The sequence below is a fragment of the Haloechinothrix salitolerans genome, assembly GCF_042662605.1.
Classification (GTDB): Bacteria; Actinomycetota; Actinomycetes; order Mycobacteriales; family Pseudonocardiaceae; genus Haloechinothrix_A; species Haloechinothrix_A salitolerans.
The window spans coordinates 4,308,541-4,332,162 of record NZ_JBHSXX010000001.1 but is presented as its reverse complement, the minus strand read 5'-3'; the positions used below and the strand labels follow the sequence as shown (position 1 = coordinate 4,332,162).

22 protein-coding genes are annotated in these 23,622 nt (G+C 68.2%); 13 read left to right on the top strand and 9 right to left on the bottom strand.

Annotated features, from left to right (window positions below; all coding sequences use genetic code 11):
• The first annotated feature begins 49 nt into the window (after positions 1-49).
• The 5 genes from ACFQGD_RS20590 (at position 50) to ACFQGD_RS20570 (ending at position 6,674) form a co-directional block, all read left to right on the top strand.
• A complete protein-coding gene (locus ACFQGD_RS20590; RefSeq protein ID WP_345397191.1) occupies positions 50-1,789 on the top strand; it encodes a DEAD/DEAH box helicase in 1,740 nt (579 codons plus the stop codon).
• Between the two features lie 186 nt (positions 1,790-1,975).
• Positions 1,976-3,097, top strand: coding sequence for a sugar ABC transporter substrate-binding protein (locus tag ACFQGD_RS20585; RefSeq protein ID WP_345397188.1), 1,122 nt, complete (start codon positions 1,976-1,978; stop codon positions 3,095-3,097).
• A 58-nt stretch (positions 3,098-3,155) separates the two neighbouring features.
• Positions 3,156-3,929, top strand: a complete 774-nt coding sequence (locus tag ACFQGD_RS20580; protein WP_345397185.1) for an ATP-binding cassette domain-containing protein — start codon at positions 3,156-3,158, stop codon at positions 3,927-3,929.
• Positions 3,930-3,955: 26 nt separating this feature from the next.
• On the top strand, positions 3,956-5,374 hold the full coding sequence (locus ACFQGD_RS20575) for a sugar ABC transporter permease (protein ID WP_345397182.1): 1,419 nt from the start codon (positions 3,956-3,958) through the stop codon (positions 5,372-5,374).
• 130 nt (positions 5,375-5,504) lie between these two features.
• Positions 5,505-6,674, top strand: coding sequence for an ROK family transcriptional regulator (locus tag ACFQGD_RS20570; protein ID WP_345397179.1), 1,170 nt, complete (start codon positions 5,505-5,507; stop codon positions 6,672-6,674).
• 166 nt (positions 6,675-6,840) lie between these two features.
• Here the strand turns inward: ACFQGD_RS20570 and ACFQGD_RS20565 are convergent, their stop codons facing one another.
• Positions 6,841-7,029, bottom strand: coding sequence for a DUF7455 domain-containing protein (locus ACFQGD_RS20565; protein ID WP_034272747.1), 189 nt, complete (start codon positions 7,027-7,029; stop codon positions 6,841-6,843).
• A gap of 295 nt (positions 7,030-7,324) precedes the next feature.
• Here ACFQGD_RS20565 and ACFQGD_RS20560 point away from each other — a divergent pair, with 295 nt between their 5' ends.
• On the top strand, positions 7,325-8,143 hold the full coding sequence (locus tag ACFQGD_RS20560) for an EamA family transporter (protein ID WP_345397861.1): 819 nt from the start codon (positions 7,325-7,327) through the stop codon (positions 8,141-8,143).
• Between the two features lie 59 nt (positions 8,144-8,202).
• Here the strand turns inward: ACFQGD_RS20560 and ACFQGD_RS20555 are convergent, their stop codons facing one another.
• The 3 genes from ACFQGD_RS20555 to ppgK all read right to left on the bottom strand — a co-directional run bounded on the left by ACFQGD_RS20555 (position 8,203) and on the right by ppgK (position 12,836).
• A complete protein-coding gene (locus tag ACFQGD_RS20555) occupies positions 8,203-10,311 on the bottom strand; it encodes an AMP-binding protein (protein ID WP_345397169.1) in 2,109 nt (702 codons plus the stop codon).
• 187 nt (positions 10,312-10,498) lie between these two features.
• Positions 10,499-11,905 carry an RNA polymerase sigma factor gene (locus tag ACFQGD_RS20550; RefSeq protein WP_345397858.1) on the bottom strand — a complete coding sequence of 469 codons (1,407 nt, stop codon included), beginning with the start codon at positions 11,903-11,905 and terminating at the stop codon, positions 10,499-10,501.
• A gap of 172 nt (positions 11,906-12,077) precedes the next feature.
• Positions 12,078-12,836, bottom strand: a complete 759-nt coding sequence (gene ppgK / locus ACFQGD_RS20545) for a polyphosphate--glucose phosphotransferase (RefSeq protein ID WP_345397166.1) — start codon at positions 12,834-12,836, stop codon at positions 12,078-12,080.
• A gap of 134 nt (positions 12,837-12,970) precedes the next feature.
• Between ppgK and ACFQGD_RS20540 the strand changes: the two genes are divergently transcribed.
• Entirely contained in the window at positions 12,971-13,816 is an 846-nt protein-coding gene (locus tag ACFQGD_RS20540; RefSeq protein ID WP_345397163.1) for an inositol monophosphatase family protein, read from the top strand.
• Positions 13,817-13,823: 7 nt separating this feature from the next.
• Here ACFQGD_RS20540 and cei read toward each other — a convergent pair whose 3' ends face one another.
• Positions 13,824-14,504, bottom strand: a complete 681-nt coding sequence (cei, locus tag ACFQGD_RS20535) for an envelope integrity protein Cei (RefSeq protein WP_345397160.1) — start codon at positions 14,502-14,504, stop codon at positions 13,824-13,826.
• Positions 14,505-15,011: 507 nt separating this feature from the next.
• Here cei and ACFQGD_RS20530 point away from each other — a divergent pair.
• Complete coding sequence (locus ACFQGD_RS20530) at positions 15,012-15,320, top strand: DUF4193 domain-containing protein (RefSeq protein WP_345397157.1); 309 nt, start codon at positions 15,012-15,014, stop codon at positions 15,318-15,320.
• A 73-nt stretch (positions 15,321-15,393) separates the two neighbouring features.
• Here ACFQGD_RS20530 and ACFQGD_RS20525 read toward each other — a convergent pair whose 3' ends face one another.
• A complete protein-coding gene (locus tag ACFQGD_RS20525) occupies positions 15,394-15,960 on the bottom strand; it encodes a DUF3093 domain-containing protein (protein WP_345397154.1) in 567 nt (188 codons plus the stop codon).
• 26 nt (positions 15,961-15,986) lie between these two features.
• Here ACFQGD_RS20525 and dut point away from each other — a divergent pair, with 26 nt between their 5' ends.
• Positions 15,987-16,439 carry a dUTP diphosphatase gene (gene dut, locus ACFQGD_RS20520; RefSeq protein WP_345397151.1) on the top strand — a complete coding sequence of 151 codons (453 nt, stop codon included), beginning with the start codon at positions 15,987-15,989 and terminating at the stop codon, positions 16,437-16,439.
• 84 nt (positions 16,440-16,523) lie between these two features.
• Positions 16,524-17,237 carry a DUF3710 domain-containing protein gene (locus tag ACFQGD_RS20515; RefSeq protein ID WP_345397148.1) on the top strand — a complete coding sequence of 238 codons (714 nt, stop codon included), beginning with the start codon at positions 16,524-16,526 and terminating at the stop codon, positions 17,235-17,237.
• Between the two features lie 4 nt (positions 17,238-17,241).
• Here the strand turns inward: ACFQGD_RS20515 and ACFQGD_RS20510 are convergent, their stop codons facing one another.
• Entirely contained in the window at positions 17,242-17,961 is a 720-nt protein-coding gene (locus ACFQGD_RS20510; protein ID WP_345397145.1) for an alpha/beta fold hydrolase, read from the bottom strand.
• A gap of 266 nt (positions 17,962-18,227) precedes the next feature.
• On the opposite strand from ACFQGD_RS20510, the gene ACFQGD_RS20505 reads away from it, so the two are divergent.
• Positions 18,228-18,872 carry a DUF3159 domain-containing protein gene (locus ACFQGD_RS20505; RefSeq protein ID WP_390183345.1) on the top strand — a complete coding sequence of 215 codons (645 nt, stop codon included), beginning with the start codon at positions 18,228-18,230 and terminating at the stop codon, positions 18,870-18,872.
• Positions 18,873-18,917: 45 nt separating this feature from the next.
• Here ACFQGD_RS20505 and ACFQGD_RS20500 read toward each other — a convergent pair whose 3' ends face one another.
• Together ACFQGD_RS20500 and ACFQGD_RS20495 are read right to left on the bottom strand one after the other, a co-directional pair.
• The gene (locus ACFQGD_RS20500; protein WP_345397852.1) at positions 18,918-19,571 is read right to left on the bottom strand and encodes a potassium channel family protein; all 654 of its coding nucleotides are present in this window, start codon (positions 19,569-19,571) and stop codon (positions 18,918-18,920) included.
• A complete protein-coding gene (locus tag ACFQGD_RS20495; RefSeq protein ID WP_345397142.1) occupies positions 19,571-20,233 on the bottom strand; it encodes a potassium channel family protein in 663 nt (220 codons plus the stop codon). Before ACFQGD_RS20495 ends, ACFQGD_RS20500 begins: the two co-directional genes overlap by 1 nt.
• A gap of 54 nt (positions 20,234-20,287) precedes the next feature.
• Between ACFQGD_RS20495 and ACFQGD_RS20490 the strand changes: the two genes are divergently transcribed.
• Positions 20,288-21,535 (top strand): class I SAM-dependent RNA methyltransferase, encoded by a 1,248-nt coding sequence (locus tag ACFQGD_RS20490; protein WP_345397139.1) that lies wholly within the window; start codon positions 20,288-20,290, stop codon positions 21,533-21,535.
• Positions 21,536-21,641: 106 nt separating this feature from the next.
• The gene (gene dxs / locus ACFQGD_RS20485; RefSeq protein ID WP_345397136.1) at positions 21,642-23,603 is read left to right on the top strand and encodes a 1-deoxy-D-xylulose-5-phosphate synthase; all 1,962 of its coding nucleotides are present in this window, start codon (positions 21,642-21,644) and stop codon (positions 23,601-23,603) included.
• The last annotated feature ends 19 nt before the right edge of the window (positions 23,604-23,622 follow it).

Genomic DNA, 23,622 nt, shown 5'->3' with positions numbered 1-23,622 from the left:
TGACCGTGCGGTGGTCCGCCGTGCCGACAGCGGAGAGAGGAGCCTCGAGTTGCCGGAGACGTTCGTCGCGCCAGAGCCGGAACAGGACGCGACAGCGAAGCCGCTGCGTGCGTGGCAGCGGAGGGCGCTGACGAAGTACCTCACGCGCAAGCCGCAGGACTTCCTCGCGGTGGCTACACCGGGTGCGGGTAAGACCGTGTTCGGCCTGCGTATCGCCGCTGAGCTGCTGTCCGACCGCACGATCGACAGTGTCACGATCGTCACTCCCACTGAGCACCTCAAGCACCAGTGGGCAAGCGCGGCGGCGAGCGCGGGCATCGCGATCGACTCGAACTTCCGCAACGCCGACGGCGCCGTTTCACCGGACTTCCGAGGTGTCGCGCTCACCTACGCGCAGGTCGCGGCGCATCCGACGTTGCATCGGGTGCGCACGGAGAACCGCAAGACGCTTGTGATCCTTGACGAGATCCACCACGGTGGCGACGCGAAGTCCTGGGGTGACGCGATCCGCGAGGCCTTCACCCCCGCCACGCGACGGGTGGCGCTGACCGGGACGCCCTTCCGCAGCGACGACTCGCCGATCCCGTTCGTCACCTACGAAGAGGACGGCGACGGCGTCCAGCGCAGCAAGGCCGATCACTCGTACGGCTACTCGGACGCGCTGGCGGACGGCGTCGTGCGCCCTGTCGTGTTCCTCGCCTACTCGGGTGAGGCGCATTGGCGGACCAACGCGGGGGAGGAGTTCACCGCTCGGCTCGGGGAACCCCTGACGGTGGAGCAGACAGCGCGGGCGTGGCGCACCGCGTTGGACCCGAGTGGTGAGTGGGTACCGTCGGTGCTGCACGCCGCACACGTGCGGCTCACCCAGCTGCGCTCCGGCGGAATGCCGGACGCCGGTGGCCTTGTCATCGCCAGCGACCAGGACGCGGCCAGGGCGTACGCCAAGATCTTGCGCGATGTCACCGGCACCGAGCCGGTGGTCGTGCTGTCCGACGACCCGCAGGCGACCAAGCGCATCGGCGAGTTCGCCGAGTCGGACGACCACTGGATGATCGCCGTGCGGATGGTCTCCGAGGGCGTGGACGTGCCCCGGCTCGCGGTGGGTGTTTACGCGACCAGCGCCTCGACGCCGCTGTTCTTCGCGCAGGCCATCGGTCGGTTCGTGCGGGCACGACGGCCGGGGGAGACCGCGAGCGTGTTCCTGCCCAGCGTGCCGACGTTGCTCGAACTGGCCAGCCAGCTGGAAGCCGAGCGTGACCACGTGCTCGGCAAGCCAGATCGCGAGAAGGACGGCTGGGACGACGAACTGCTCGCCGCCGCCAACCGCACCGAGGACGAGCAGACCGACGACGACAGAGGTTTCCAGTCGCTGCACGCCTCCGCTGAGCTGGACCAGGTGATCTACGACGGCAACTCGTTTGGCACCGCCGTCTTCGCCGGATCGGAGGAGGAGCAGGAGTACCTGGGGCTGCCCGGCCTGCTGGAGCCAGAACAGGTGCGGGCGTTGCTGCGCAAGCGGCAAGAGGAGCAGCTCGCCGATGAGAAGCGCAGGAAGCCGAAGGAGCCGGAACCGGAGCCGAGGCAGCAGGCCGCGCCCGCCAGCATGCGGGAACGGCGTGCCGCGCTACGCAAGGAGCTCAACGCGCTCGTCGGCATGTATCACCACCGCACGAACAAACCGCATGGCGCGATCCACAACGAACTCCGCCGGGTGTGTGGCGGCCCGCCGACCGCGATGGCGACGGTGGAGCAACTGGAGGAGCGCATTGCGACATTGCGCTCCTGGTGAACACCGCACGATGGGTTCCTGACGGGCGTCGTTGCCGAATCGTGTCCTGACGTCGGGAACTAAATCGATACAGATGGTCTTCCGCATCCTCGTGCTCGGGAATATGTTGTCGCTCACAACATTTACGAGTGCGGGACCTCGGCGCAGCCGGGTAAGCCGCCAGCTTAGACCGAAAGGTTCCCAGTGATGCGGACCAAGAGACTTCTCGCGACCGCCGCGGCGGCCAGCGTGTTCGTGCTCAGCGCGTGCGGGGCGAACACCGCACCGAGCGACGACGGCGCCGCCGCCGACACCGGTTCGAACGAAGCGACGAAGGGCACGGTGGGCGTGATTCTGCCGGAAACGGCCACGTCGTCACGGTGGGTGGGCTTCGACAAGCCCCTGCTGGAGAAGGCACTGCGCGCGGAAGGCTTCGAAGCCGACGTGCAGAACGCCCAAGGCGAGGTACAGAAGTTCACGACGCTCGCCGACGGCATGATCGCCAAGGGCGTCGACGTCCTCGTGCTCGCCGCGATCAACAGCGAGGTGGGCAGCGCTGTCGTGTCCAAGGCCGAGGCCGCTGGCATTCCCACCATCGATTACGACCGGCTCAACCTGGGTGGCGGTTCGGACTACTACGTCTCCTTCGACAACGTCCGCGTCGGCGAACTACAAGGCGAAGGGCTCGCCGAGGCGCTCGAGGGTGAGAAGGGCGCCGAGGTCATCGAGATCGAGGGCGCGCCGACCGACAACAACGCGACACTGTTCCACGAGGGACAGCGCAACGTGCTGCAACCGCTCTACGACTCGGGCGAGCTGGAGCTCGTGCAGAGCCAGCCCATCGACAACTGGGACAACCAGAAGGGCGGCACGGTCTTCGAGCAGATCCTGACCAGCAACGGCGGCACGGTCGACGGCGTCGTGGCCGCCAACGACGGCCTCGCGGGCGCCATCATCACCGTGTTGAAGAAGAACGGTCTCGCGGGCAAGGTCCCGGTCACCGGCCAGGACGCCACGCCCGATGGTCTCAAGGCGATTCTGCGTGGCCACCAGTACATGACGGTGTTCAAGCCGATCGAGAAGGAGGCGGAGGCCACCGCGAAGCTGGCGGCGGCGCTCGCCGAGGGTGACACGGCCGCGGCCGACGAACTGGCATCGGACACCGTGCACGATCCGGAGGGCGACCGCGACGTCAAGTCGGTACTGCTCGACCCGGAGCTGATCACCAAGGAGAACGTCAAGACCGTGATCGACGCGGGCTACGTGCCAGCCAGCGACGTCTGCGTCCGCGACGTCAAAGACGTCTGCGACAAACTCGGCATCTCCTGACCGACCTCGACCCGCTGGGGCTGGCGGCGCGGCCAGCCCCAGCACCACGGAGACAACCATGAGTGAGCCCCTCCTCGAACTGCACGGACTCAACAAGAGCTTCGGGCCGGTACACGTGCTGCACGACGTCGACCTGAAGGTGCGCGCCGGTGAGGTCACCGCGCTGGTCGGTGACAACGGCGCTGGGAAGTCCACGCTGGTGAAGTGCATCGCGGGAATCCACGCCGCCGACTCAGGCGAAGTGTTGTTCCAAGGCGAGCGGGTGCACATCCGCAGCCCTAAGGACGCCGCGAGGCTCGGCATCGAGGTCGTGTACCAGGACCTCGCGCTCGCCGACAACCTCGACATCGTGCAGAACATGTTTCTCGGCCGCGAGCGGGGCAACGGCTGGCTGCTGGACGAGGCGAGCATGGAACAGGCCGCGAGGGAGACGCTGGCATCGCTGTCGGTGCGCACGGTGAAGTCGGTGCGCACGCCGGTGTCATCGCTGTCAGGTGGGCAGCGCCAAACCGTGGCGATCGCCAAGTCGGTGCTCTGGGACAGCAAGGTCGTGCTGCTCGACGAACCGACCGCCGCACTCGGCGTCGCGCAGACGCGCCAGGTGCTCGACCTGGTGCGCAGGCTTGCCGAGCAGGGGCTCGGCGTCGTGCTGATCAGCCACAACATGGCCGACGTCTTCGAGGTCTCCGACCGGGTCGCCGTGCTCTACCTCGGCAGGCTCGCCGCCGAGGTGAACACCAAGGACGTCACCCATGGCCAGGTCGTCGAACTGATCACCGCGGGCCGTTCCGGGGAGCTTGGCCTCGCCCGCCCCGACACCGCCGTCGTGTGAGCGAAGTGAACAAGGAAGAAACCACCATGACGCAGACCTCTTCCGCGCCGTCCGGTGCGGCGATCACCGACTTCGGCATCGACACCACCGCGATGTCGACCACCGAGGCGATCGGCGACTACTTCGCCCGGCTGCGAGGTGGGCAGCTCGGCTCGCTGCCCGCCGCGCTCGGCCTCGTCGCGCTGTTCGTGCTTTTCTCGTCGCTGTCCGACGTCTTCTTCTCGCTGCACAACGTCGCGAACCTGCTCGCCCAGGGCGCGGGGCAGACCATGCTCGCCATGGGCATCGTCTTCGTGCTGCTCGTGGGCGAGATCGACCTGTCGGCGGGCACGGCTTCCGGCGTGGCAGGTGCGGTGCTCGCGATGCACTACGCCGAGAACGGCAACCTGCTCGGTGGCATGGGCACCATGGTGTTCATCGTGTTCAACGCCGTGCTTGTACTCGCCGCCGTGCTCGCCGCGCTGCTGCGGATCTGGCCCGGGGTGGTGATGTCACTGGTCGCCGTGGCCATCTCACTGTCGGGCATGGCCGCGAACCCGTGGCTGGAGATGCTGCTGGCGCTCTCGGTCGGCACCGCGATCGGCTGCATCACCGGTTTTCTCGTCGCTAAGATCGGCATGCCGTCGTTCGTCGTGACATTGGCCCTGTTCCTCACGTGGCAGGGCGTGATCCTGCAGTTCATCGGCGAGGGCGGTGTGATCGGCATCAGCACGTCGGACGTGCTGAACAAGGTCGCGAACGGCAACCTGTCCACTGTGGGCAGTTGGTTGCTTTTCGTTGTCGCGGCGGGCGGATTCGCCGCGATAACGCTCGGCCAGCATTTCCGCAGGCTCAAACGGGGCCTCGTCACCCAGCCGACGCCGCTTGTGCTGTTCAAGGTTGGCATCGTCGCGGTGCTAGGCCTGGTGGCGACGGCACTGCTGACGGTCAACCGCTCGCCCAACGAGAGCATCGAGATCTCCGGCGTGCCGTACGTCGTGCCGATCGTGCTCGGTTTGCTCGTCATCGGCACCTATGTGCTCAACCGCACCCGCTACGGCCGCCACATCTACGCCGTCGGCGGCAACAAGGAGGCCGCGCGCAGGGCGGGCATCGACGTCACCAAGGTCAAGGCGAGCGCCTTCGTGGTGTGCTCCTCGATGGCCGCGCTCGGCGCGATCGTGTACTCGTCGAAGGTCGGTTCGGTGGACCCGCAGGCCGGTGGTCTCAACACGTTGCTGTTCGCCGTCGGCGCCGCCGTGATCGGCGGGGCGTCGCTGTTCGGCGGCAGGGGCAAGGTGATCGACGCCGTCATCGGTGGCACCGTGCTCGCGACCATCGCCAACGGACTTGGCTTGCTGCAGCAGCCCGCCGCCGTGGTCGCCATCGTGACCGGCCTTGTCCTGCTGCTCGCCGCGACGGTCGACGCGCTCTCGCGGAGGCGCGCGGTGACGGCGGCACGGTGATGCCGCACGGGGGAACCGGTACCGGCGGTGCTGGCCATGGTGTGCTGGGGGGCACCGTGGCCGGCGCTGTGGCCGGCACTGTGGTTGGTGCTGTGACGGGTGGTGGCACAGGGAGTGAGACGATGCTCTCGTGACCAGCACATCCGTTGCCCGACCCGACGAGGTGCGCCGGTATAACCGATCCAGCCTGCTCCGCCTGCTGCACGTCACCGGGCCGTGCACGCGGGCGGTGCTCGCGACGGAGCTCGGGCTCAACCGCAGCACGATCAAGACGCTGGTCGACGGGCTCGCCGAGTCGGGCGTCGTCGAGGAGCGCGTCCCGCGCTCAGGCAGGGGAGCGGCGGGCCGTCCCTCCCTGCTGGTGCTGCCGCAGCCGCAAGCCGCTGTTGTGCTCGCCGTCGACGTCCAGGTCGAGCATGTCGCGATCGCGCTGGTCGGCCTTGGCGGGCAGATCCTTGGCCGCAATCGGTGGAACCTGCATGGCCGCATGGGCGAGCCGAGTGAGGTCATCACGCACGTGATCGAGTCGACACAGCTGCTCGCGGCCGACCTCGGTGTACGCCCGGTGGCGGCGGGCATCTCTGTGCCCGGGGTCGCCCGGCGTTCGGACGGCTACATCCACGAGGCGCCAAACCTACGTTGGCAGGGCGTGCCGCTCGGTGAGTCCATGAGCGCGGGTCTCGGCATCCCCGTCACGGTCGGCAACGACGCGGAGTTCGCCGCGCTCGCCGAGCACCTGCGCGGGGTGGCGCGTGACTCCGACGACGTGGTGTTCGTCTCCGCCGACGTCGGCGTCGGCGGCGGGGTGATCGCTCAGGGATCGTCGCTGCGCGGTGGGGGCGGTTACGTCGGCGAGATCGGCCACATGATCGTGCGGCCCGGGGGCAGACGGTGTTACTGCGGCAACGTCGGTTGCTGGGAGACCGAGGTGGGTGAGGCCGCGCTGGCGCGAGCGCTCGACCTGCCCGACGACAGCCCACGCGGAGCGATCGTCGCTGAGCTGCGGCTGCTCGGGGAGGCGGGCACCGCTGGCGAGCACCTGGCGGAATTCGCGGAGTGGCTCACGCTCGGGCTCGTCAGCATCGTGAACGTGCTTGGTCCGGAGCTGGTCGTCCTCGGTGACCTGTTCGCCGCGCTGCCGCGACCGGTGCTGGACGACGTCGGCGAGCAGGTGCGCCAGCGCAGCATGGTCAGCCGCGCCGTTGGGGGAGTGCGGGTGGTCACCTCCGCGCTCGGCGCCGACGTGAAGCTTCTTGGAGCGGCGGAGTCGGCGTTCGAGGGCGTGCTGGACATGGTGTGAGGTGTCAGGCTCCTGACGTGTTGATCTGACGACGTTGTGGTCGTTGTGACGACCGAACTGTCTTCAGATCAACTCCTCACGTGGGTCCACCGTCCTTAGATACACCTCGGGCGGGAATCCCGGCTGTGGATTCCCGCCCGAGGGCGTCTAGGGGGCAAGCTACGCCTTACTCGGTCTCGTCGCGTTGGATCTCGGCCTCAAGCTCCTTGAGCCTGTTCTCGTGCTGGCGGGCGTGGTGACCGCAGAAGAGCAGTTCACCACCGGTGGGCAGGATCGCACGGACCTGTGCCGCCGCGCTGCAGCGATCGCAGCGGTCCGCCTTGGTCAACTCGGGGCGGGTGAGCGTTGCGCTCATTGGAGTCTCCCTCCGTCCCAGCATCGTGAGCCCGATGCCACTCGATTCAACGCCGTTATGCGTTGCTTCTACTGTTGCAGACGATTCCACCACCGCAAGTGTTCCCGCCAAGCTGGGATGTCAGTCACGCCGAATTCGTCCGGATGTCGCAGCCGAAGATCACGATCAAGTAGCCGACCGTCATGGAAACTCGTTTGCGCACGTCAGGCACTATGGCATGGTGACTGGATCGCGTGTGGCACCCCGGCTGGCGCAGGCGCCCGCCCCGGTGCTGTTCGCCATCAGCGGAACGTCGATGTACGTCGGCGCGGCGATGGCGGTATGGCTGTTCGACGATGCCACTCCCTCCGGCGTGGCCTGGCTGCGGTGTCTCGGCGCGGCGCTGGTGCTGCTGGCGTGGCGCAGACCACCGCGCGCGGCGTGGCGCGGCAAGGCGCTGCTGCTCGCTGGCGCGTTCGGCACCGTGACGGCGGGCATGAACGTGGTCTTCTACGAGGCGATCGCTCGGCTGCCGCTCGGCACGGCGGTCGCCCTTGAGTTCGTCGGACCGGTGGTGGTCGCCGCGTTCGGCTCCCGGACCCGCCGAGATATCGCCGCGCTGTTGATGGTCGCGCTCGGCGTGGTGCTCATCGCCGACGTCCAGCTCGCGGGCGAACCCCTCGGCGTGGCGTTCGCGCTCGCGGCGGCGGCTGCCTGGGCGGGCTACATCGTGCTCGGCAACCGGGTCGCGCTCGCCGACACCGGTGTGTCGGGTTTCGACAGCCTCGCGGTCGGTTTCGCGGTGGCCACCGTGGTGCTCTCGCCGCTCGCGCTTGGCACCGGCGAAGTGTGGGGCGCACCTGATCTGTTGGCGCTCGGTGTCGGGGTCGGCGTGCTCTCCACGGTCGTGCCTTACACGCTGGACCAATTCGTGCTGCGCAAGGTCGGTCGAGCCGCGTTCGCACTCTTGCTCGCGCTGCTGCCGGTGACGGCGACCGTGATCGGGCTCGTCGTGCTGGCGCAGGTACCGACCGGTATGGAGGCGCTTGGCATTCTCGCCGTCGTCATCGGCGTGGCGCTGCGCTCGCGTGAGGACGGCCAGCGGACGGCTGAGTCGCCGCAGGAACCGCCGTGAGGTGCCATGAAGGGCATCTTACTGGCGCCTGACGCCAGTAAGATGCCCTTCATGGCACCTCAGGCCGTCAGCTCCGGCGGCCTCCCGCTGCGCTCCACCAGCAGCCGTTTGAGGATCTTTCCCGTGGTGTTGCGTGGCAGCCGCGTCAGGAACGTGACGTCCCTCGGCACGGAGAAGCGGCTCAACCGGTGGTGGATGTAGGAGCGCACCATCGCGGGGTCGAGCCGCGATCCCGTCCTCGGCACGATGAACGCGGCGAGGCGCTGGCCGTACTCGTCGTCCGGTACACCGACCACGGCCACCTCGCTGACCTGCGGCAGCGCTGCCAGGGCCTCCTCGACTGGCCGAGGGAACACGTTCTCTCCGCCGGAGATGATCATTTCGTCATCGCGGCCGGAGACGAACAGCCTGCCGTCCGCGTCCACGTAGCCGAGATCGCCCGTGTCCATGAAGGTGTCCTTGACCTCGGCCGAGTTGCCGTCGGTGTAGCCGTCGAACAGCATCTCGTTGCCGACGAAGATCCTGCCGACCGAGCCGCGCGGCACTCGCAGCCCGTCTTGGTCAAGGATCGCGATCTGCGTGCCAAGCGCGGGATACCCCGCGGTGGTCGGCGCCGCCCGCAGATCCTCGGGAGTCGCCACGGTCGCCTGCGACACCTCGGTGGAGCCGTAGAAGTTGTAGAGGATGTCGCCGAAGGCATCCATGAACCCGGTGACGAGCGGACCAGGCAACACGGAGCCGCTGCTTGCCGCGATGCGCAGGCTCGACGTGTCGTATTTGTCCCTGACTTCGGCAGGCAGGTTGAGAATGCGTTGCAGCATGATGGGCACCGCGATCAGCGTGGTGGCCCGGTGCTGCGAGATCGCTCGCAGGCACTCCTCGGCGTCGAACCTGTCCTGCAGGATCACGGTCGCGCGCAGCGGGGTGCTGAGCTGCAGCGTCGCGAGCCCCCAGCTGTGAAAGATCGGGGCGGCGATCATCATGCGTTCCCCGGTGCGCAGCGGCAGCCGCGACAGGATCGCCGCGATGGTGCTCCAGCCCTTCGCCGCGGGCCGTTTGGCACCTTTGGGTGTGCCGCCGGTGCCTGAGGTGAGCACGACGAGTCTGCCTTGCTGTTTCGGCGGGGTGAGGGTGCGCTCTGGCGTGGAATCGATGATCTCGTCCGTCGTCTCGCGCCGCGTGGCCGTACCGCCTGGCGTGGTACTGATCTGGTCCACTGTCTCCGGCAGGTACTGCACCAGCGGCGCGAACTCGTCGTCCACGAACAGCGTGTGCAGTTCGTGCGCGTCGGCGATGTCCTCGATCTGCCTGCTGGACAGTCCGGTGTTGAGCAGGATCAGCGTGGCGCCGATGATGCCGCACGCCGTCATGCACTCGACCATCGCGCTGTGGTTGCGTGCCATCACCGCGACAGTCGTGCGCGGGCTGACGCCGCGGTCGATGAGGCCCGCGGCCAACAGTTGGGCGCGCTGCCACGTCTCGGCGAACGTACGCGGCTGGTGTTCGTCGATCAGCGCTGGCACGTGTGGGTCGCGGGCGGACGCCTGTGCGTAGCCGCCGACCAGGTTGAAGCCCCACCGGTTCAGCTGGTTGAGCTGCCGGATGCCGACGTTGGGCCGCGTTGGTTTGAGAATGCCGGACGTCACCAGCGTGCGTGCGATGTTGACTCGCGTCGACCCGTCCTGTGGGTGCGTCACGGCCTGGTCGGGGACGCGCCCCAGGTAGTGCGACACGCGGTCGAGCCCTTGCTGAACCCAGCTGCGCAGTACCGACTTGCGCGGCGTGAACTCGGCCGGCAGTCCGATCGGCGTCGACATCACGAACGCGACCTTGGTTCTGCCCGGCCGCGCGTCGCTGAGCGTCACCGAGATCCACTTCCCACTTTCCGGCACCGGCGCGAGCACGAACTTCTCGTGCTTGCGCCGAGTCACCGTTCGCAGTCGCAGATCGGTGGCGCCATATCCCGCCCGCGTGACCCGGACGGTGTATTCAGTCGTTTTGTCGGGGTTGGCGGGCGGGATCTTGGTGCAGACGCTTAGCCCCCGGAAGAAGCGCGGATACAGCTCAGGCCTGCTGAGCAGCTCCCACAACTCGCTTCGGGGGTGGTCGAGAACCGTTTCGTACCTGACGTAGTCAGACGACGTGCCACGCTGTCGTGACTGCTTCACCCTTTACCCATCCCCGCTGTGACGTAGTGTGCCCTCTTGTGTAGCGAGAGGGACAACACATGGTCAAGTACTAGTGCGGGCGGGTTAGTAAATGGCGTCCGTGATGATCCACCGGTACCGCTGAACGGCCGACCGCATACGCCATTCGGCCGAACTCGACGGTACGGCGGAGATGGACGATTCGGGCTTAGTCGAGGTAGTCCCGCAGCACCTGCGACCGAGACGGATGGCGCAGCTTGGACATCGTTTTCGACTCGATCTGCCGGATCCGCTCTCGCGTGACGCCGTAGACCTGGCCGATCTCGTCCAGTGTGCGTGGCTGGCCGTCTGTCAGGCCGAACCGCAGCCGAACCACACCGGCCTCGCGCTCGGACAGCGTCTGCAGCACCGACTGGAGCTGGTCCTGCAGCAGCGTGAACGACACCGCGTCGACGGCGACAACCGCTTCACTGTCCTCGATGAAGTCGCCGAGTTGCGAGTCGCCCTCGTCGCCGATGGTCTGGTCAAGCGAGATGGGCTCGCGAGCGTACTGCTGGATCTCAAGGACCTTCTCCGGCGAGATGTCCATCTCCTTGGCGAGCTCCTCGGGGGTGGGCTCGCGGCCGAGGTCCTGTAGTAGCTCACGCTGGATGCGGCCGAGCTTGTTGATGACCTCGACCATGTGCACCGGTATACGGATGGTGCGCGCCTGGTCGGCCATGGCACGTGTGATGGCCTGCCGGATCCACCACGTGGCGTAGGTGGAGAACTTGTAACCCTTGGTGTAGTCGAACTTCTCCACCGCGCGGATCAGGCCGAGGTTGCCTTCCTGGATCAGGTCGAGGAAGGCCATGCCGCGGCCGGTGTAGCGCTTGGCGAGCGAGACGACCAACCGCAGGTTGGCCTCGAGCAGGTGGTTCTTGGCCCGCTCGCCGTCACGGACGATCCAGCGCAGGTCTCTGCGCATCTGGGTGGCGAGCTTCTCGCCCTCCTCCTCGGCGACGCGCAGCCGCTCCGAGGCGTAAAGGCCTGCCTCGATGCGCTTGGCGAGGTCGACCTCCTCGGCGGCGTTGAGCAGCGCGACCTTACCGATCTGCTTGAGATAGGCCCTGACAGAGTCCGCGGACGCGGTCAGCTCGGCGTCCTTGCGGGCCTGCCGCAGCGCCTCGGACTCTTCCTCGTCCCAGACGAAGTCCCCGTCGGCCTTGACCTTGCCCGCCGGCTTCTGTTCCGCGGCCTCTTCCAGCTCCTCCGTCACGGTCGCGTCGACGACGTCGACCTCGACCGCCTCGAGATCAGCGAGGTCGGGGGAGTCCTTCTCCTCGGCGGCTGCCTCGATGGCCTCGGCGGCGTCAGCGACGGTGCCAGCCTTCTTGCTGGCTTTCTTCTTGCTTGCCGCCTTCGTGCCGCCCTTGCGACCCTTGGCCGTTTTCGGAGCTGACTCAGCGTCGGCGACACCCGACGCCGCGTCGGTCGTGTCGTCGGCGCGCTCTGTCTTCCCTGCCTTGGACCCGTGCCGGGTTGCAGTGTTTGCGGCTGCCACGTATGCCCTTTCGCAGCTCGTGAATCTGCTACGCCGAGGATTAACGACCTCAGCTGCCTTAAGTTTCGGGATAACGGCTCCTGCCTGCGGTTTCGTGTTCCGGAAGCGGGGGCCGTGTTCCATTGTAACGAGGAAGCCGCACTTGGCTCCGAAGCGATCATCGCCGACGCCGATCGTACCGTGTCCTCATCACCCAAACGGACTGGAACACGCCGCCCATCGTCGGGCACGAATCTACTCTCCGTCAGTGCGCGAGGCCCTCATTGGCCGCGACGGCCGCGCCGACGATACCAGCGTGGTTCTTGAGCGAGGCCACCGCGATGGGCGTGCGCACGGTCAGTAGTGGCACCCACCGCTCGGATTTCTTGCTGACGCCGCCGCCGACGACGATCAGATCTGGCCACAGCAAATTTTCGAACACGTTCAGGTAACGGGATACGCGTTCAGCCCATTCGGGATAGCCGAGGTCCTCGTTGTCCCGTGCCGACGCCGCGGCGCGGGACTCGCCGTCGACGCCATCCACCTCGATATGGCCGAACTCGGTATTGGGCACCAGCGTGCCGTCAACGAACAGCGCGCTGCCGATGCCGGTGCCGAACGTCAGGAACGCCACGACACCATTGCCGGCGCGCTCATCGCCGAAACGTACCTCCGCGAGCCCGGCGGCGTCGGCGTCGTTGAGCACGCCGATGTCGTCGACGTCGCGGCCTAGCCGTTTCGCCAACAGTTCGTCCGCGTCGGTGCCGATCCAGGCCTTGTCGACGTTGGCCGCGGTTTGCGTGACGCCTTGCTTGACCACGCTGGGCAGCGCGACCCCGACAGGGCCCGACCAGTCGAAGGTCTCGACCAACTCGGCGACGACGTCGGCGACGGCGTCAGGTGTGGCCGGCTGGGGAGTGGGGATGCGAATCCGGTCGCCCGCGAGGGAACCGGTGGCGAGGTCGACAAGCGCGCCTTTGATGCCGCTGCCGCCGATGTCGATACCGAAGCCGAGGGAGGTCATCTGGACGGTCGTCCCTTCCTGTCATCCATAAGCCGATGATGTGACTCTAGAGGGTCAACGCGTCGAGTTCGGCGTTGTGTCTGTATCAATTCCGAGAGGCTCTCCTGGAGCGTCGCGCACCCTCCGCCCGCTACATGCCGCGGTTGTGGTCGGATGGCGTCGTGACAGACGAACGGAGCTTGACCGAGATCGCCGAGACCGTCGCCGTTGACGCGGCCGAGTTGGTGCGCCAGCGCAGCGCCGACCTGCGGGACGGCGGAGCGATGAGCGTGGGGACCAAGAGCAGCGCGACCGACGTCGTGACCGCCGCCGACACCGAGTCCGAGCGGCTGATCCGGTCGCGGCTGGCTGAGCTGCGCCCCGGCGACGCCGTGCTGGGCGAGGAGGAGGGCAGCGGCGCGGCCGACGGCGATGCTGGCGGCGTGACCTGGGTGGTCGACCCGATCGACGGCACCGTGAACTTCCTCTACGGCTATCCGGCTTTCGCTGTCTCAGTGGCCGCGCAGGTCGACGGCGTCTCCGTCGCGGGTGCTGTCGTGGACCCGGTCAGCGGCAGGCGCTGGACGGCAACCAAGGGAGCTGGCGCATGGCTCGACGGCGTGCCGTTGCGCTGCGGCAGCCCGGGCAGCCTCGATCTCGCGCTGCTCGCGACCGGGTTCGCCTACCGATCGGACCGCAGGCAGCGGCAAGCGCGACTGATCTCGGCGATGCTAGGCAAGGTACGAGATATCCGCCGCGGCGGCTCCTCTGCGCTGGACCTGTGCGCGGTGGCGGCGGGCTGGGTGGACGCCTACTGCGAGCATGGGCTTTCTCGCTGGGACTGGGCGGCGGGCGCGCTCATCGCGGCGGAGGCCGGTGCTCAGGTGACGTTGCCCGGCGACGATCGAGAACTGGGCGCCGACGCCATCATGGCGGCAGCGCCGACAATCGCGGAGCCACTGCGGGCCGCCCTGATCGACTGCGGGGCCGCAGCCGTCTGAGCGTTCCTCAGCAGGTCTTCGGACGCGCTGCCTCGAGCAGTTCCTCGTCGATGTCAGGGCCGCTGTTGCTGGCCAGCTCACTGGTGCCCCTGCCGGAACCGCGTTTCGCCCACGCGCTGAGCTGGTCCAGCACCTCGATCGCCTCACTGCGCGGCATCACGTCGGTGAACTGGGTGCCGATGGCGAGGTCGACCGTCGCGTCCTTGCGACCGTCGTTGATCAGCTCGAGGCAGGTGTCGATCAAGCTCAACGTGCGCGCGGCGGCCGCGCCGTTGTCGCCGAACCGGATCTGCCCCTCACAGTTGGCGGTGCGGTCCTCGTAGGCTGGGTCGTTCGCGGGTTCGGCGACTTGGGTGAAACCGAGCTGCCGGAGTTCCGCGGTGGTGATGGCGGCTTCGCCGCGGAGGTCACCCGCGTTGAGTACCCGCACGGCGACCTTGCTCGGCGGGATCGGGGTGACGTCGTCCAGCGCGTCGTGGCCGACCGACGTGTACTGCCTACCTGGTGGTGCCGATGCCGGTGGGTGGCAGCGGATGGCCTCGTTGATGTCGTCAGCGTCCTCGAATACCGAGAACCACACGTAGAGCGACGCGGCGCCGAGCAGGGTGACAAGCAGGACCGCAGGCAGCGGACGGTGCTTCCGGTACGGGCGCGACTTACGTCCCGAGAACCCGATCCCCGATGGCACCTGCCTGTCCTTTCCGCTCAGCCAACCGCTACTCACGCCCCGTATATCGTCAATCAAGCGTAAGTCTTACGTCCCAGGGCCACCGGCTCAGGCATGGGATGCCGTGAGCCGGACTCAGCATAAGACCGCCGACAGGGTGACCTACCGGCGGTTAACCAGCTGAAATCGGATCACGATTGGGACAACCAAGGCAAGTTGACACGTCGATGGTTGGCGTGGAATTTGCGTGACCGTTACCCGAAAGGGGTAAACTCGACGTGACTTGCGTATCACTGCCGCGTGAGTAGTTGCGTGTGGGCACCTGCCATGGGCTACCCTCTGCGGGCTCCGGAGCGTGGAGGGATTCCACCAGGTATGAGGCGTTCTTCGCCGCTGACCCACGATTTCCCTTGCGATTCGGGCACAAATCTGGGTGCTGGATCGTTGTCCAGCGAAAACGGCATACCTGGTCGCAGACCGGGTATCCAGGTAACCGATGAACGATGCTGAGCGCAGGGGTGAGGGACCATGGCGACTGACTATGACGCTCCGCGCCGCAGTGAAGCCGACGAGCTGGCCGAAGACTCGTTGGAGGAGCTGAAGGCGCGACGAAACGAGACGCAGTCCGGCGTCGTCGACGTCGACGAGGACGCGTCAGCCGAGAACTTCGAGCTGCCAGGCGCTGACCTGTCCGGCCTTTCCGGGGAGGATCTGACGGTCAAGGTCGTGCCGAAGCAGGCGGACGAATTCACGTGTTCGGTGTGCTTCTTGGTGCACCATCGCAGCAGGCTCGCCGAGGAAAGCGGCGGCAAGATGGTGTGCAGGGACTGCGCCTGAGCAACGTGACGTGCGTGCGGCGGGGTGATGGGACTCGCGTCTGGTCACCCCGCCGAGCTGTCTTTGGAGGTTGTTACCGCTGGCTGTCGGTGTCGTCGCGGCTCGCCGCGATAGTGCTGTCGCGGCTCGCCGCGGTGGCCAGGAGCTCGGCCACTCGCTCCGGCTTGCGGGTGCTGAACAGCCAGTACGGCGTCGGGTCGTGCTCATCGACGACTTCGACCCTGACCAGCGTGCCGATCCAGCCCCGGTGAACGACGAACGCGGCCGGGTCGAGGCCGGGCCCAAGCGCGACACGCTTGTCCGGCTGCGCGATCACCTCGACCTCGCCGATGTAGCGGGCTGGCAGGCGCGCGTTCCCCACGTGTAATGCGGTTTCGCCGTCGTCCATCGTGGTGATCCGCACTGTCGTCTTGCCGAGCGCCAGCAGCAGGGCGAGCGCCAGCGGCAGCGTGACGGCGTAGGGCACCCAGTCCGGAATGGCCCCGTAGGCCAGTCCCACCTCGAAAGCGAGTAGGACCGCGGCGGTCAGCGGCAGCAACCAGCCCCACCAGGCGACGTAGAGCCGCTCCGTATACAGCACGCCGGGGGCGGTGCCCGCTACCGGACGCGACGGTTCACCAGACTCCGAGGAAACTCCCACAAGGTTCCAGAGTAGTCTCGGCTGCCGTGCCAGATGTTCAGGTCCCCTTGTCACGACTCGATCCCGATGTGCCGCTGCCGCGTTACGCGCGGCAAGGAGACGCCGGTGCCGACCTTGTCACCACCAGTGACACGGTGCTCGCACCGGGAGAGCGAGTGGTGGTCGGTACCGGGGTGGCGATCGCGCTGCCGGTGGGATTCGCGGCGTTCGTGCACCCGCGTTCCGGCCTCGCGGCCCGGTCGGGCTTGTCGATCGTGAATGCCCCGGGCACGATTGACGCGGGATATCGCGGTGAGATCAAGGTTTGTCTGATCAATCACGATCCGAGGGAGTCCATCAAGCTCCTGCGGGGTGACCGGATCGCGCAACTGATCGTGCAGCGTGTCGCGAAAGCTGAGTTCGTTGAGGTCGACGAGCTTCCGGAGTCCGAGCGGGGTGCCGGTGGTTACGGATCCACCGGCGGCCACGCGACCCTCTGATGGGACCACTCGTGATACACCAGGTGACGGACCCGGACGACGCGCGCGATGCGATGCGCGTGCGAATGATGGAGAAGTGGGCTAGTGGGAATTTTCGGTCGGAAGCGTAGCGGCGAGCCCGCCAAGCGGGGGCGTCACGCGCTGCCCGAACCGGGCGATGCCGACTACGTCGAGGATGAGCCACTCGAGTACGACGATGGCTACGGCCGTGGCGGCTTTGCCGGCTACGAGGAGGCGCCGCGCGGCGCGACGTTCGCTGACACCGACGGCCCCTACGACATCGCCGACGCGCCGGACGACAACGTGGCGCGGATGGACCTCGGCTCGGTGCAGGTGCCGGTGCCCGAGGGCGCGCAGGTGCAGGTCGAGATGGACCAGGAGACGCAGAACGTGCGCGCCGTCCACGTCGTCACCGCGCACGGCCAGGCCACCATCAGCGCCTACGCCGCACCGCGCACCGGGCATCTGTGGCCGGACGTGGCAGGCGAGCTCGCCGAACAGCTGCGCTCCGACGGCGCTACGGTGCGGCGGCTGCGCGGCGTGTGGGGCATGGAGCTGTCAGTGCGCATGGGCGACACGGCGCTGTTCTTCGTCGGTGTCGACGGGCCGAGGTGGATGCTGCGCGGCGTCATCGCGGGGCCGCAGCAGGCCGCGGAGGGTGCGCCGGAGATGCTGCGCGCGCTAGTCAGGGGCACGGTGGTGAACCGGGGCGACGGCCCGATGCCCGTGCGCAACCCGCTGCCGATCACGCTGCCACCCGCCATCGCCGAGCACATCGCGGCACGCCAGGGCGAGTAAGCGGCTACCCGGCGACGGCCAGGTACGCCGACACGGCCGCATGGCCGAGCCGCGCCGGGTCCGCGCCAATCGCGGCCAACGACGTCTCCCGCACAGCGGCCACCGGCAGTGCGTCCGCCCAGGCATAGGCGACATCGGCGGGGTGGACGTCGTCATCGAGGCACGCCGCGATCCCGGCGGGGACATCGAGGGTCGCCAAGGCCGTCAGCTCCGGCGCGGGGTGGGACGCGGCCGCGTCGAGGCCGTCCGCGAGGCCAGGGCCCGCGCGGTGCCACGCGCGGGTGAGTTCGGCGGCCAGCCAGGGCGCGACGTCCGCTGTCGCGATGTCGAGCGCTCCAGCGAGACCGTGGCCGCGCACCAGGCTCGCCGACGAGCGTGCCGCCAGCGCCGCTGGTGCCGCGTCCGCCGCGCCGTTCCACGCGGGCAGCGCCGCGAGCAGTCCGGCGCAGTGGCGCTGGTTGCGCAACGCCCATGACGCCGCGACGTGCGCGCCGAGAGAGACGCCGCCGACCAGCACGGGTTCGCCCGCCTCGCCCGCCGCGACGTCCAATGCCCTGCTGGCGGCGTGCACCAGGTCCGCACCCGGCTCCGGCGGTGGCGCGATGAGCCGGATCCCATGCTCGGCCAGCGGCCGCTCGAACGCCGCCGTGACGAACACCTCATCCGATCCCGTCCCGGGCAGCAGGATCGCGGTGCGCGCGGGCGGGCTCGCGGGAACGTCCATGCGCCTTATCATCGTTGACCACATCGGCGTCCACGCCGCTGGGCGCTACGCTGGCAGGAGTACCAGCCCAGAAAGCCGCACCACGACAGAAACGTGAGACCCGCGTGGCCGACCGAGTAGAGCAGGCACAGGCCGAGGCCGAATCCGCTGACGCGCCCAGTGACACCGGCGCGCATTCCGACGGCACCGATACGCAGCCGGACGGCACGGGCGTCACCCGCGAGGACGCCGCCGCGGACGCGCGGCGCAAGCTCGACGAGAAGTCGCTGCTGGAGCAGATGGGTGGTGTCACCGGAATGGTGTATTCAGCCATCCCGGTGATCGTGTTCGTGGTGGCGAACTCGCTCGGAAACCTCACCATCGGCATCTGGAGCGCACTCGCCAGCGCCGCGATCATTACCGTCGTGCGCGTCGTGCGCAAGGAGACCGTGCAGCCCGCGATATCGGGTTTCCTTGGCGTCGGTATCGCGGCGTTCATCGCGTACCGCACCGGCGAAGCGCGCGGATTCTTCCTCTGGGGCATCTGGGTCAGCCTGGTCTACGGCGGCGTGTTCGTAGCCTCCGTGCTGGTGCGCTGGCCGCTGGTAGGCGTCGCCTGGAACCTGCTCAATGGCACGGGCACGGCGTGGCGCAAGGACAAGCCGTCGCTGCGGGCCTACGACATCGCCACGCTTGCCTGCTCGGTGGTGTTCTTCGCTCGCTACACCGTGCAGCAGTGGCTCTACGACGAGAACCTGACCGGCTGGCTCGCGTTCACCAAGATCGCCATGGGACTGCCGCTGTTCGGGCTCGCGCTGATCGTGGTGATCTGGGCGATCCGCCGCTCTGACCGCCGCCTCAAGGCACTCGCCGCCGAACGGGAACAGGCCGAGGTCGACGTCGAACAGCGGCTGCGGGAGAAGTACTCCTAACGCGGAACACGGCGTCGGGAGCGGGGGACACGACGCGGCGGGGTGCTAACCAAGCGCCTGCCTGAGCTGGGACTCGGTCTCGGCGCGCGCCACGAACAGCAGCTCGTCGCCCGCATCGAGCCGGTCGTCCGGCTGGGGTGCGATGGCGGTCGGCCCGCGCAGGATCGCGACCAGCGTGGCGCCCGCGGGCAGCGCGAGGTCGCGTACCAGCTTGCCTGCCACCGCCGCGTGCTCCGACAGCGTCATCTCCACAAGGGCCGCCTGGCCTTGCCGGAACGTCATCAGCCGCACCAGCTCGCCGAGCCCGGTGGCTTCCTCCACCATCGCCGCCAGCATTCGTGGGGTGGACACCGCCGCGTCCACGCCCCACTGCTCGGTGAACAACCACTCGTTGGCTGGCGCGTTGACGCGCGCCACGACGCGCGGCACCTCGAACTCCTCCTTGGCCAGCAGCGATACCACGAGGTTGACCTTGTCGTCGCCGGTCGCGGCTATGACGACGTCGCAGTCGTCCAGCCCGGACTCCTCGAGCGTGGACACCTCGCAGGCGTCGCCGAGGATCCAGTCCGCCCGATCAACGCTCTCCGGCTCGAACGAGCCCGCGTACCGCTCGATAAGGATCACCACGTGGCCAGCACCGGTCAACTCGGTGGCGATGGACCGTCCGACGGCGCCAGCACCCGCGATGGCGACGCGCATCATGTTCCCTTCGGTTCGTTGGCGATCAGCGCGGTGATGTCGCGGGTCGCGGCCGATGACGTCGCGACGTAGACGTCGTCGACCATGCGCAGCGAGTCATTCTCGGCTGGCACCGCGGTGACACCGGAGCGGCTCACGAACGCGACGCGAGCACCGGTCATGTCTTGAAGCTTGGCCACGCTGTGTTCCTTCCAGGAATCGTGCAGTGGCAGCCGCAGCAGTGTGACCGTGCCGGTTGGGTCGCGCCACATCTCGGTGTCGCCGTCCGGCACCAGTAAGCGCAGGAACCGATCTGTCGTCCACGGCACCGTCGCGACGGTGGGAATGCCAAGCCGCTCGTACACGGCGGCGCGCTTCGAGTCGTAGATGCGGGCGACGACGCGTGGTACGCCGAACGTCTCGCGAGCCACCCGCGCCGAGATGATGTTCGAGTTGTCCCCGCTGGACACCGCCGCGAACGCGCTCGCTCGCTCGATTCCGGCATCGATCAGCACATCCCGATCGAAGCCGGTGCCGATAACCTGGTCGCCGTGGAAGTCGCTGCCGAGCCTGCGAAACGACTCCAGGTTCTTGTCGATGACCGCTACCTCGTGCCCAAGGCGTTCCAGCGCGCCCGCGAGCGAGGCGCCGACCCGTCCGCACCCCATGATGATCACGCGCACGCCGCTACCTCCCAACACCGTCTTGTCTGCCGACCAGGCTACTGTTGACGTCTCATGTCTACCGACCGACAGTCCGCATCGGGTTCCGATGTTGCCGACGCCGCGAACTGGCGGGGACAGCATCTCGATCTCACCATCGACGCCGTCGCGCACGGCGGCCACTGCGTCGCCCGGCACGATGGCAGGGTGATCTTCGTCCGGCATTGTCTCCCAGGGGAGCGCGTGCGAGCCGTGGTGACCGAGGACAACGGCGGGTCGTTCTGCCGAGCCGACGCCGTCGAAATCCACGAGGCCGCGCCAGGCAGGGTGACGCCACCGTGCCCGCTGTCCGGGCCGGGTGGTTGCGGTGGTTGCGACTGGCAGCACGCATCGCCCGCAACGCAACGCGAGCTCAAGGCCGCCGTCGTCGCCGAACAGCTCAGGCGGCTCGCCGGGATCGAGTGGGACGTCGAGGTCGAGGAACTACCCGGGGGGTCGTTGGGCTGGCGCACCCGTACCCGGCTCGTCGCGGGTAAGGACGGCCGCGCGGGACTGCGCGCGCACCGCAGCCACCAGGTGATCCCACTGGAAGGCCACGGCTGTGCGATCGCGGCGCCTGGCGCGCTGGACGACGTCCTTGCTCGCCGTTGGCGGCCAGGCGCTGACATCGAGGTGACCAAGGATGGCGCTGGACGCGTGCACGTGCGGTCCAGCGAAACCGTGCGAGGCAGGACGAAACACCGACAGCACGCCGGCGGGCAGGCGCGCGAGCGCGCGGCTGGACGCGACTGGCGGTTCGACGCGCACGGATTCTGGCAGGTGCACCCGGCCGCCGCGGACGCGTTCGCGGGCGTCGTGGCCGAGTGGGCGCGAGCGGATGCGGGCGCACTGGCCTGGGACCTCTACGCGGGGGTTGGGCTGTTCACCGCTGTGCTGGCCGAACAAGTGGGCGCGGACGGTCACGTCGTCGCCGTCGAGTCGTCCCGGCGGGCGGTCGCTGACGGCGAACGCGTGTTGGCCGACCTGTGGCAGGTGGAGTGGCGGCAGGGCGGCGTCGCGCGGCAGCTCGACCGCCTCAGCGGGCTGCCCCAAGTAGTCGTGCTCGACCCGCCCCGCAAGGGCGCGGGCAAGGCCGTCATCGACGCCATCGCGACCCGCGAACCCGAACGGATCGTCTACGTCGCGTGCGATCCGGCGGCGCTCGCCCGGGATGTGGCGCTACTCGCCAGTCACGGCTACCAGCTATCCGAACTGCGTGCGTTCGACGCGTTCCCGCGGACTCACCACGTCGAGTGCGTCGCGCTGCTGACACCCCGCCTTTAGCACCGCGTAGTGGGCCTCACAACGGCCGGGTGGCAACGTGGGGTGGGGTCGCGCTCCTAGACTGGTAGAACGGTTCCCAGGACATGGGCTGGAGACGAGGTGGAGCGTGACGTTGCTCGAAACCGTGCAGGAACCCCGGGATCTCACCCGGCTCAGTGAGGACGAACTGATTCAGCTCGCGGCTGAGATCAGGGAGTTTCTCATCGACAAGGTCAGCGCCGCCGGTGGGCACCTCGGCCCGAACCTCGGCGTCGTCGAGCTGACGCTGGCGCTGCACCGGGTGTTCGAGTCGCCCAAGGACGCGCTGATCTGGGACGTCGGGCACCAGAGCTACGTGCACAAGATGCTCACCGGCAGGCTGGACGGTTTCGACCTGCTCCGGCAGCGCGGCGGTGTCTCCGGCTATCCGGCGCGCGACGAGAGCGAGCACGACCATGTCGAGAACAGCCACGCTTCCACCGCCCTGTCCTACGCGGATGGCATGGCGAAGGCGTTCGAGCTGTCCGGCGCCGACGGCCGTACCGTCGTCGCCGTCGTGGGCGACGGCGCGCTGACCGGCGGCATGTGTTGGGAGGCGCTGAACAACATCGCGGCGTCTGAGCGCCCCGTCGTGATCGTCGTCAACGACAACGGCCGTTCCTACCTGCCCACCATCGGCGGTATCGCCGAGCGCCTCGCCTCGCTGCGGTTGCAGCCCGGCTACGAGCGGTTCCTGCGACGCGGCAAGGAGCTGCTGCAGCACACCCCAGTGGTGGGCAAGCCGATGTACGCGGCCGCGCACGCCGCCAAGGCGGGTCTCAAGGACGCGCTGAGCCCGCAGGCGCTGTTCTCCGATCTCGGGCTCAAGTACCTCGGCCCGGTCGACGGGCACGATCTTCACGCGCTGGAGTCCGCGCTCACGCGCGCGAAGGCGTTCCGGCAGCCGGTGATCGTGCACGCGGTCACGCAGAAGGGGCATGGCTATGAGCCCGCCGTCAACGACGAGATCGACCAGATGCACCAAACGGCCGCCGTGGATCCGGCGACCGGCAAGCCCCCCGCCAGCAAGGGCACCAGCTGGACGTCGGTGTTCGGCGACGAACTGGTGCGGGTCGCGGAGAACCGCTCGGACATCGTCGGCATCACGGCGGCGATGCTGCACTCCACCGGCCTGCACAAGCTCGCGGAGGTGCACCCGGAGCGCGTGTTCGACGTTGGTATCGCCGAGCAGCACGCGGTGACCTCGGCGGCGGGACTCGCGATGGGCGGCATGCATCCGGTCGTGGCGCTCTACTCGACGTTCCTGAATCGGGCGTTCGACCAGATGCTGATGGACGTCGCGCTGCACAAGCAGGCGGTGACGTTCGTGCTGGACCGTGCGGGCATCACCGGCCCGGACGGAGCGAGCCACCACGGCATGTGGGATCTGTCGCTACTGGGCATGGTGCCCGGCATGCGCGTGGCCGCGCCGCGTGACGAGCCTACGCTGCGGGAGGAACTGCGCGAGGCGGTCGCGGTCTCCGACGGACCCACCGCACTGCGGTTCTCGCGCGGCAAAGTGGGCGCGCCGATCGAGGCGGTGCGTCGGGAAGGCGCCGTCGACGTGCTGCGGGAAGCCACAAGCACTGCCTCCGAGTCCGGCACCGACGTCCTCCTTGTCGTGGTTGGCGCGTTCGGCCAGCTCGGTCTCGACGCCGCCGACAAGCTCGCCGACCAGGGCATCGGCGTCACCGTGGTAGACCCGCGCTGGGTGCTGCCGGTTCCGGAGGAACTGGTCGCCCTCGCGCGGCGGCACCGGCTGGTCGTGTCGGTGGAGGACAGCGGGCGGCACGGCGGTTTCGGCACGGCGTTCGCGCAGGCGCTGCGGGACGCCGACGTCGACGTCCCGTTGCGCGACATCGGTGTGCCGCAGCGGTTCCACTCCCACGCCTCACGGGGCGAGGTGCTCGCCTCGCTCGGTCTGACCGCGCAGGACGTCGCGCGTCGGGTGACCGAGTGGGTGGCTGACCGGCTGGACGGCGTCGTCGCCGATGCGGAACTGGACAACCGCGCCGTGGTGGACGAAACCACTCCGGAGAGCCCGAACTGAGCCCCCTCCGTGACCTGTG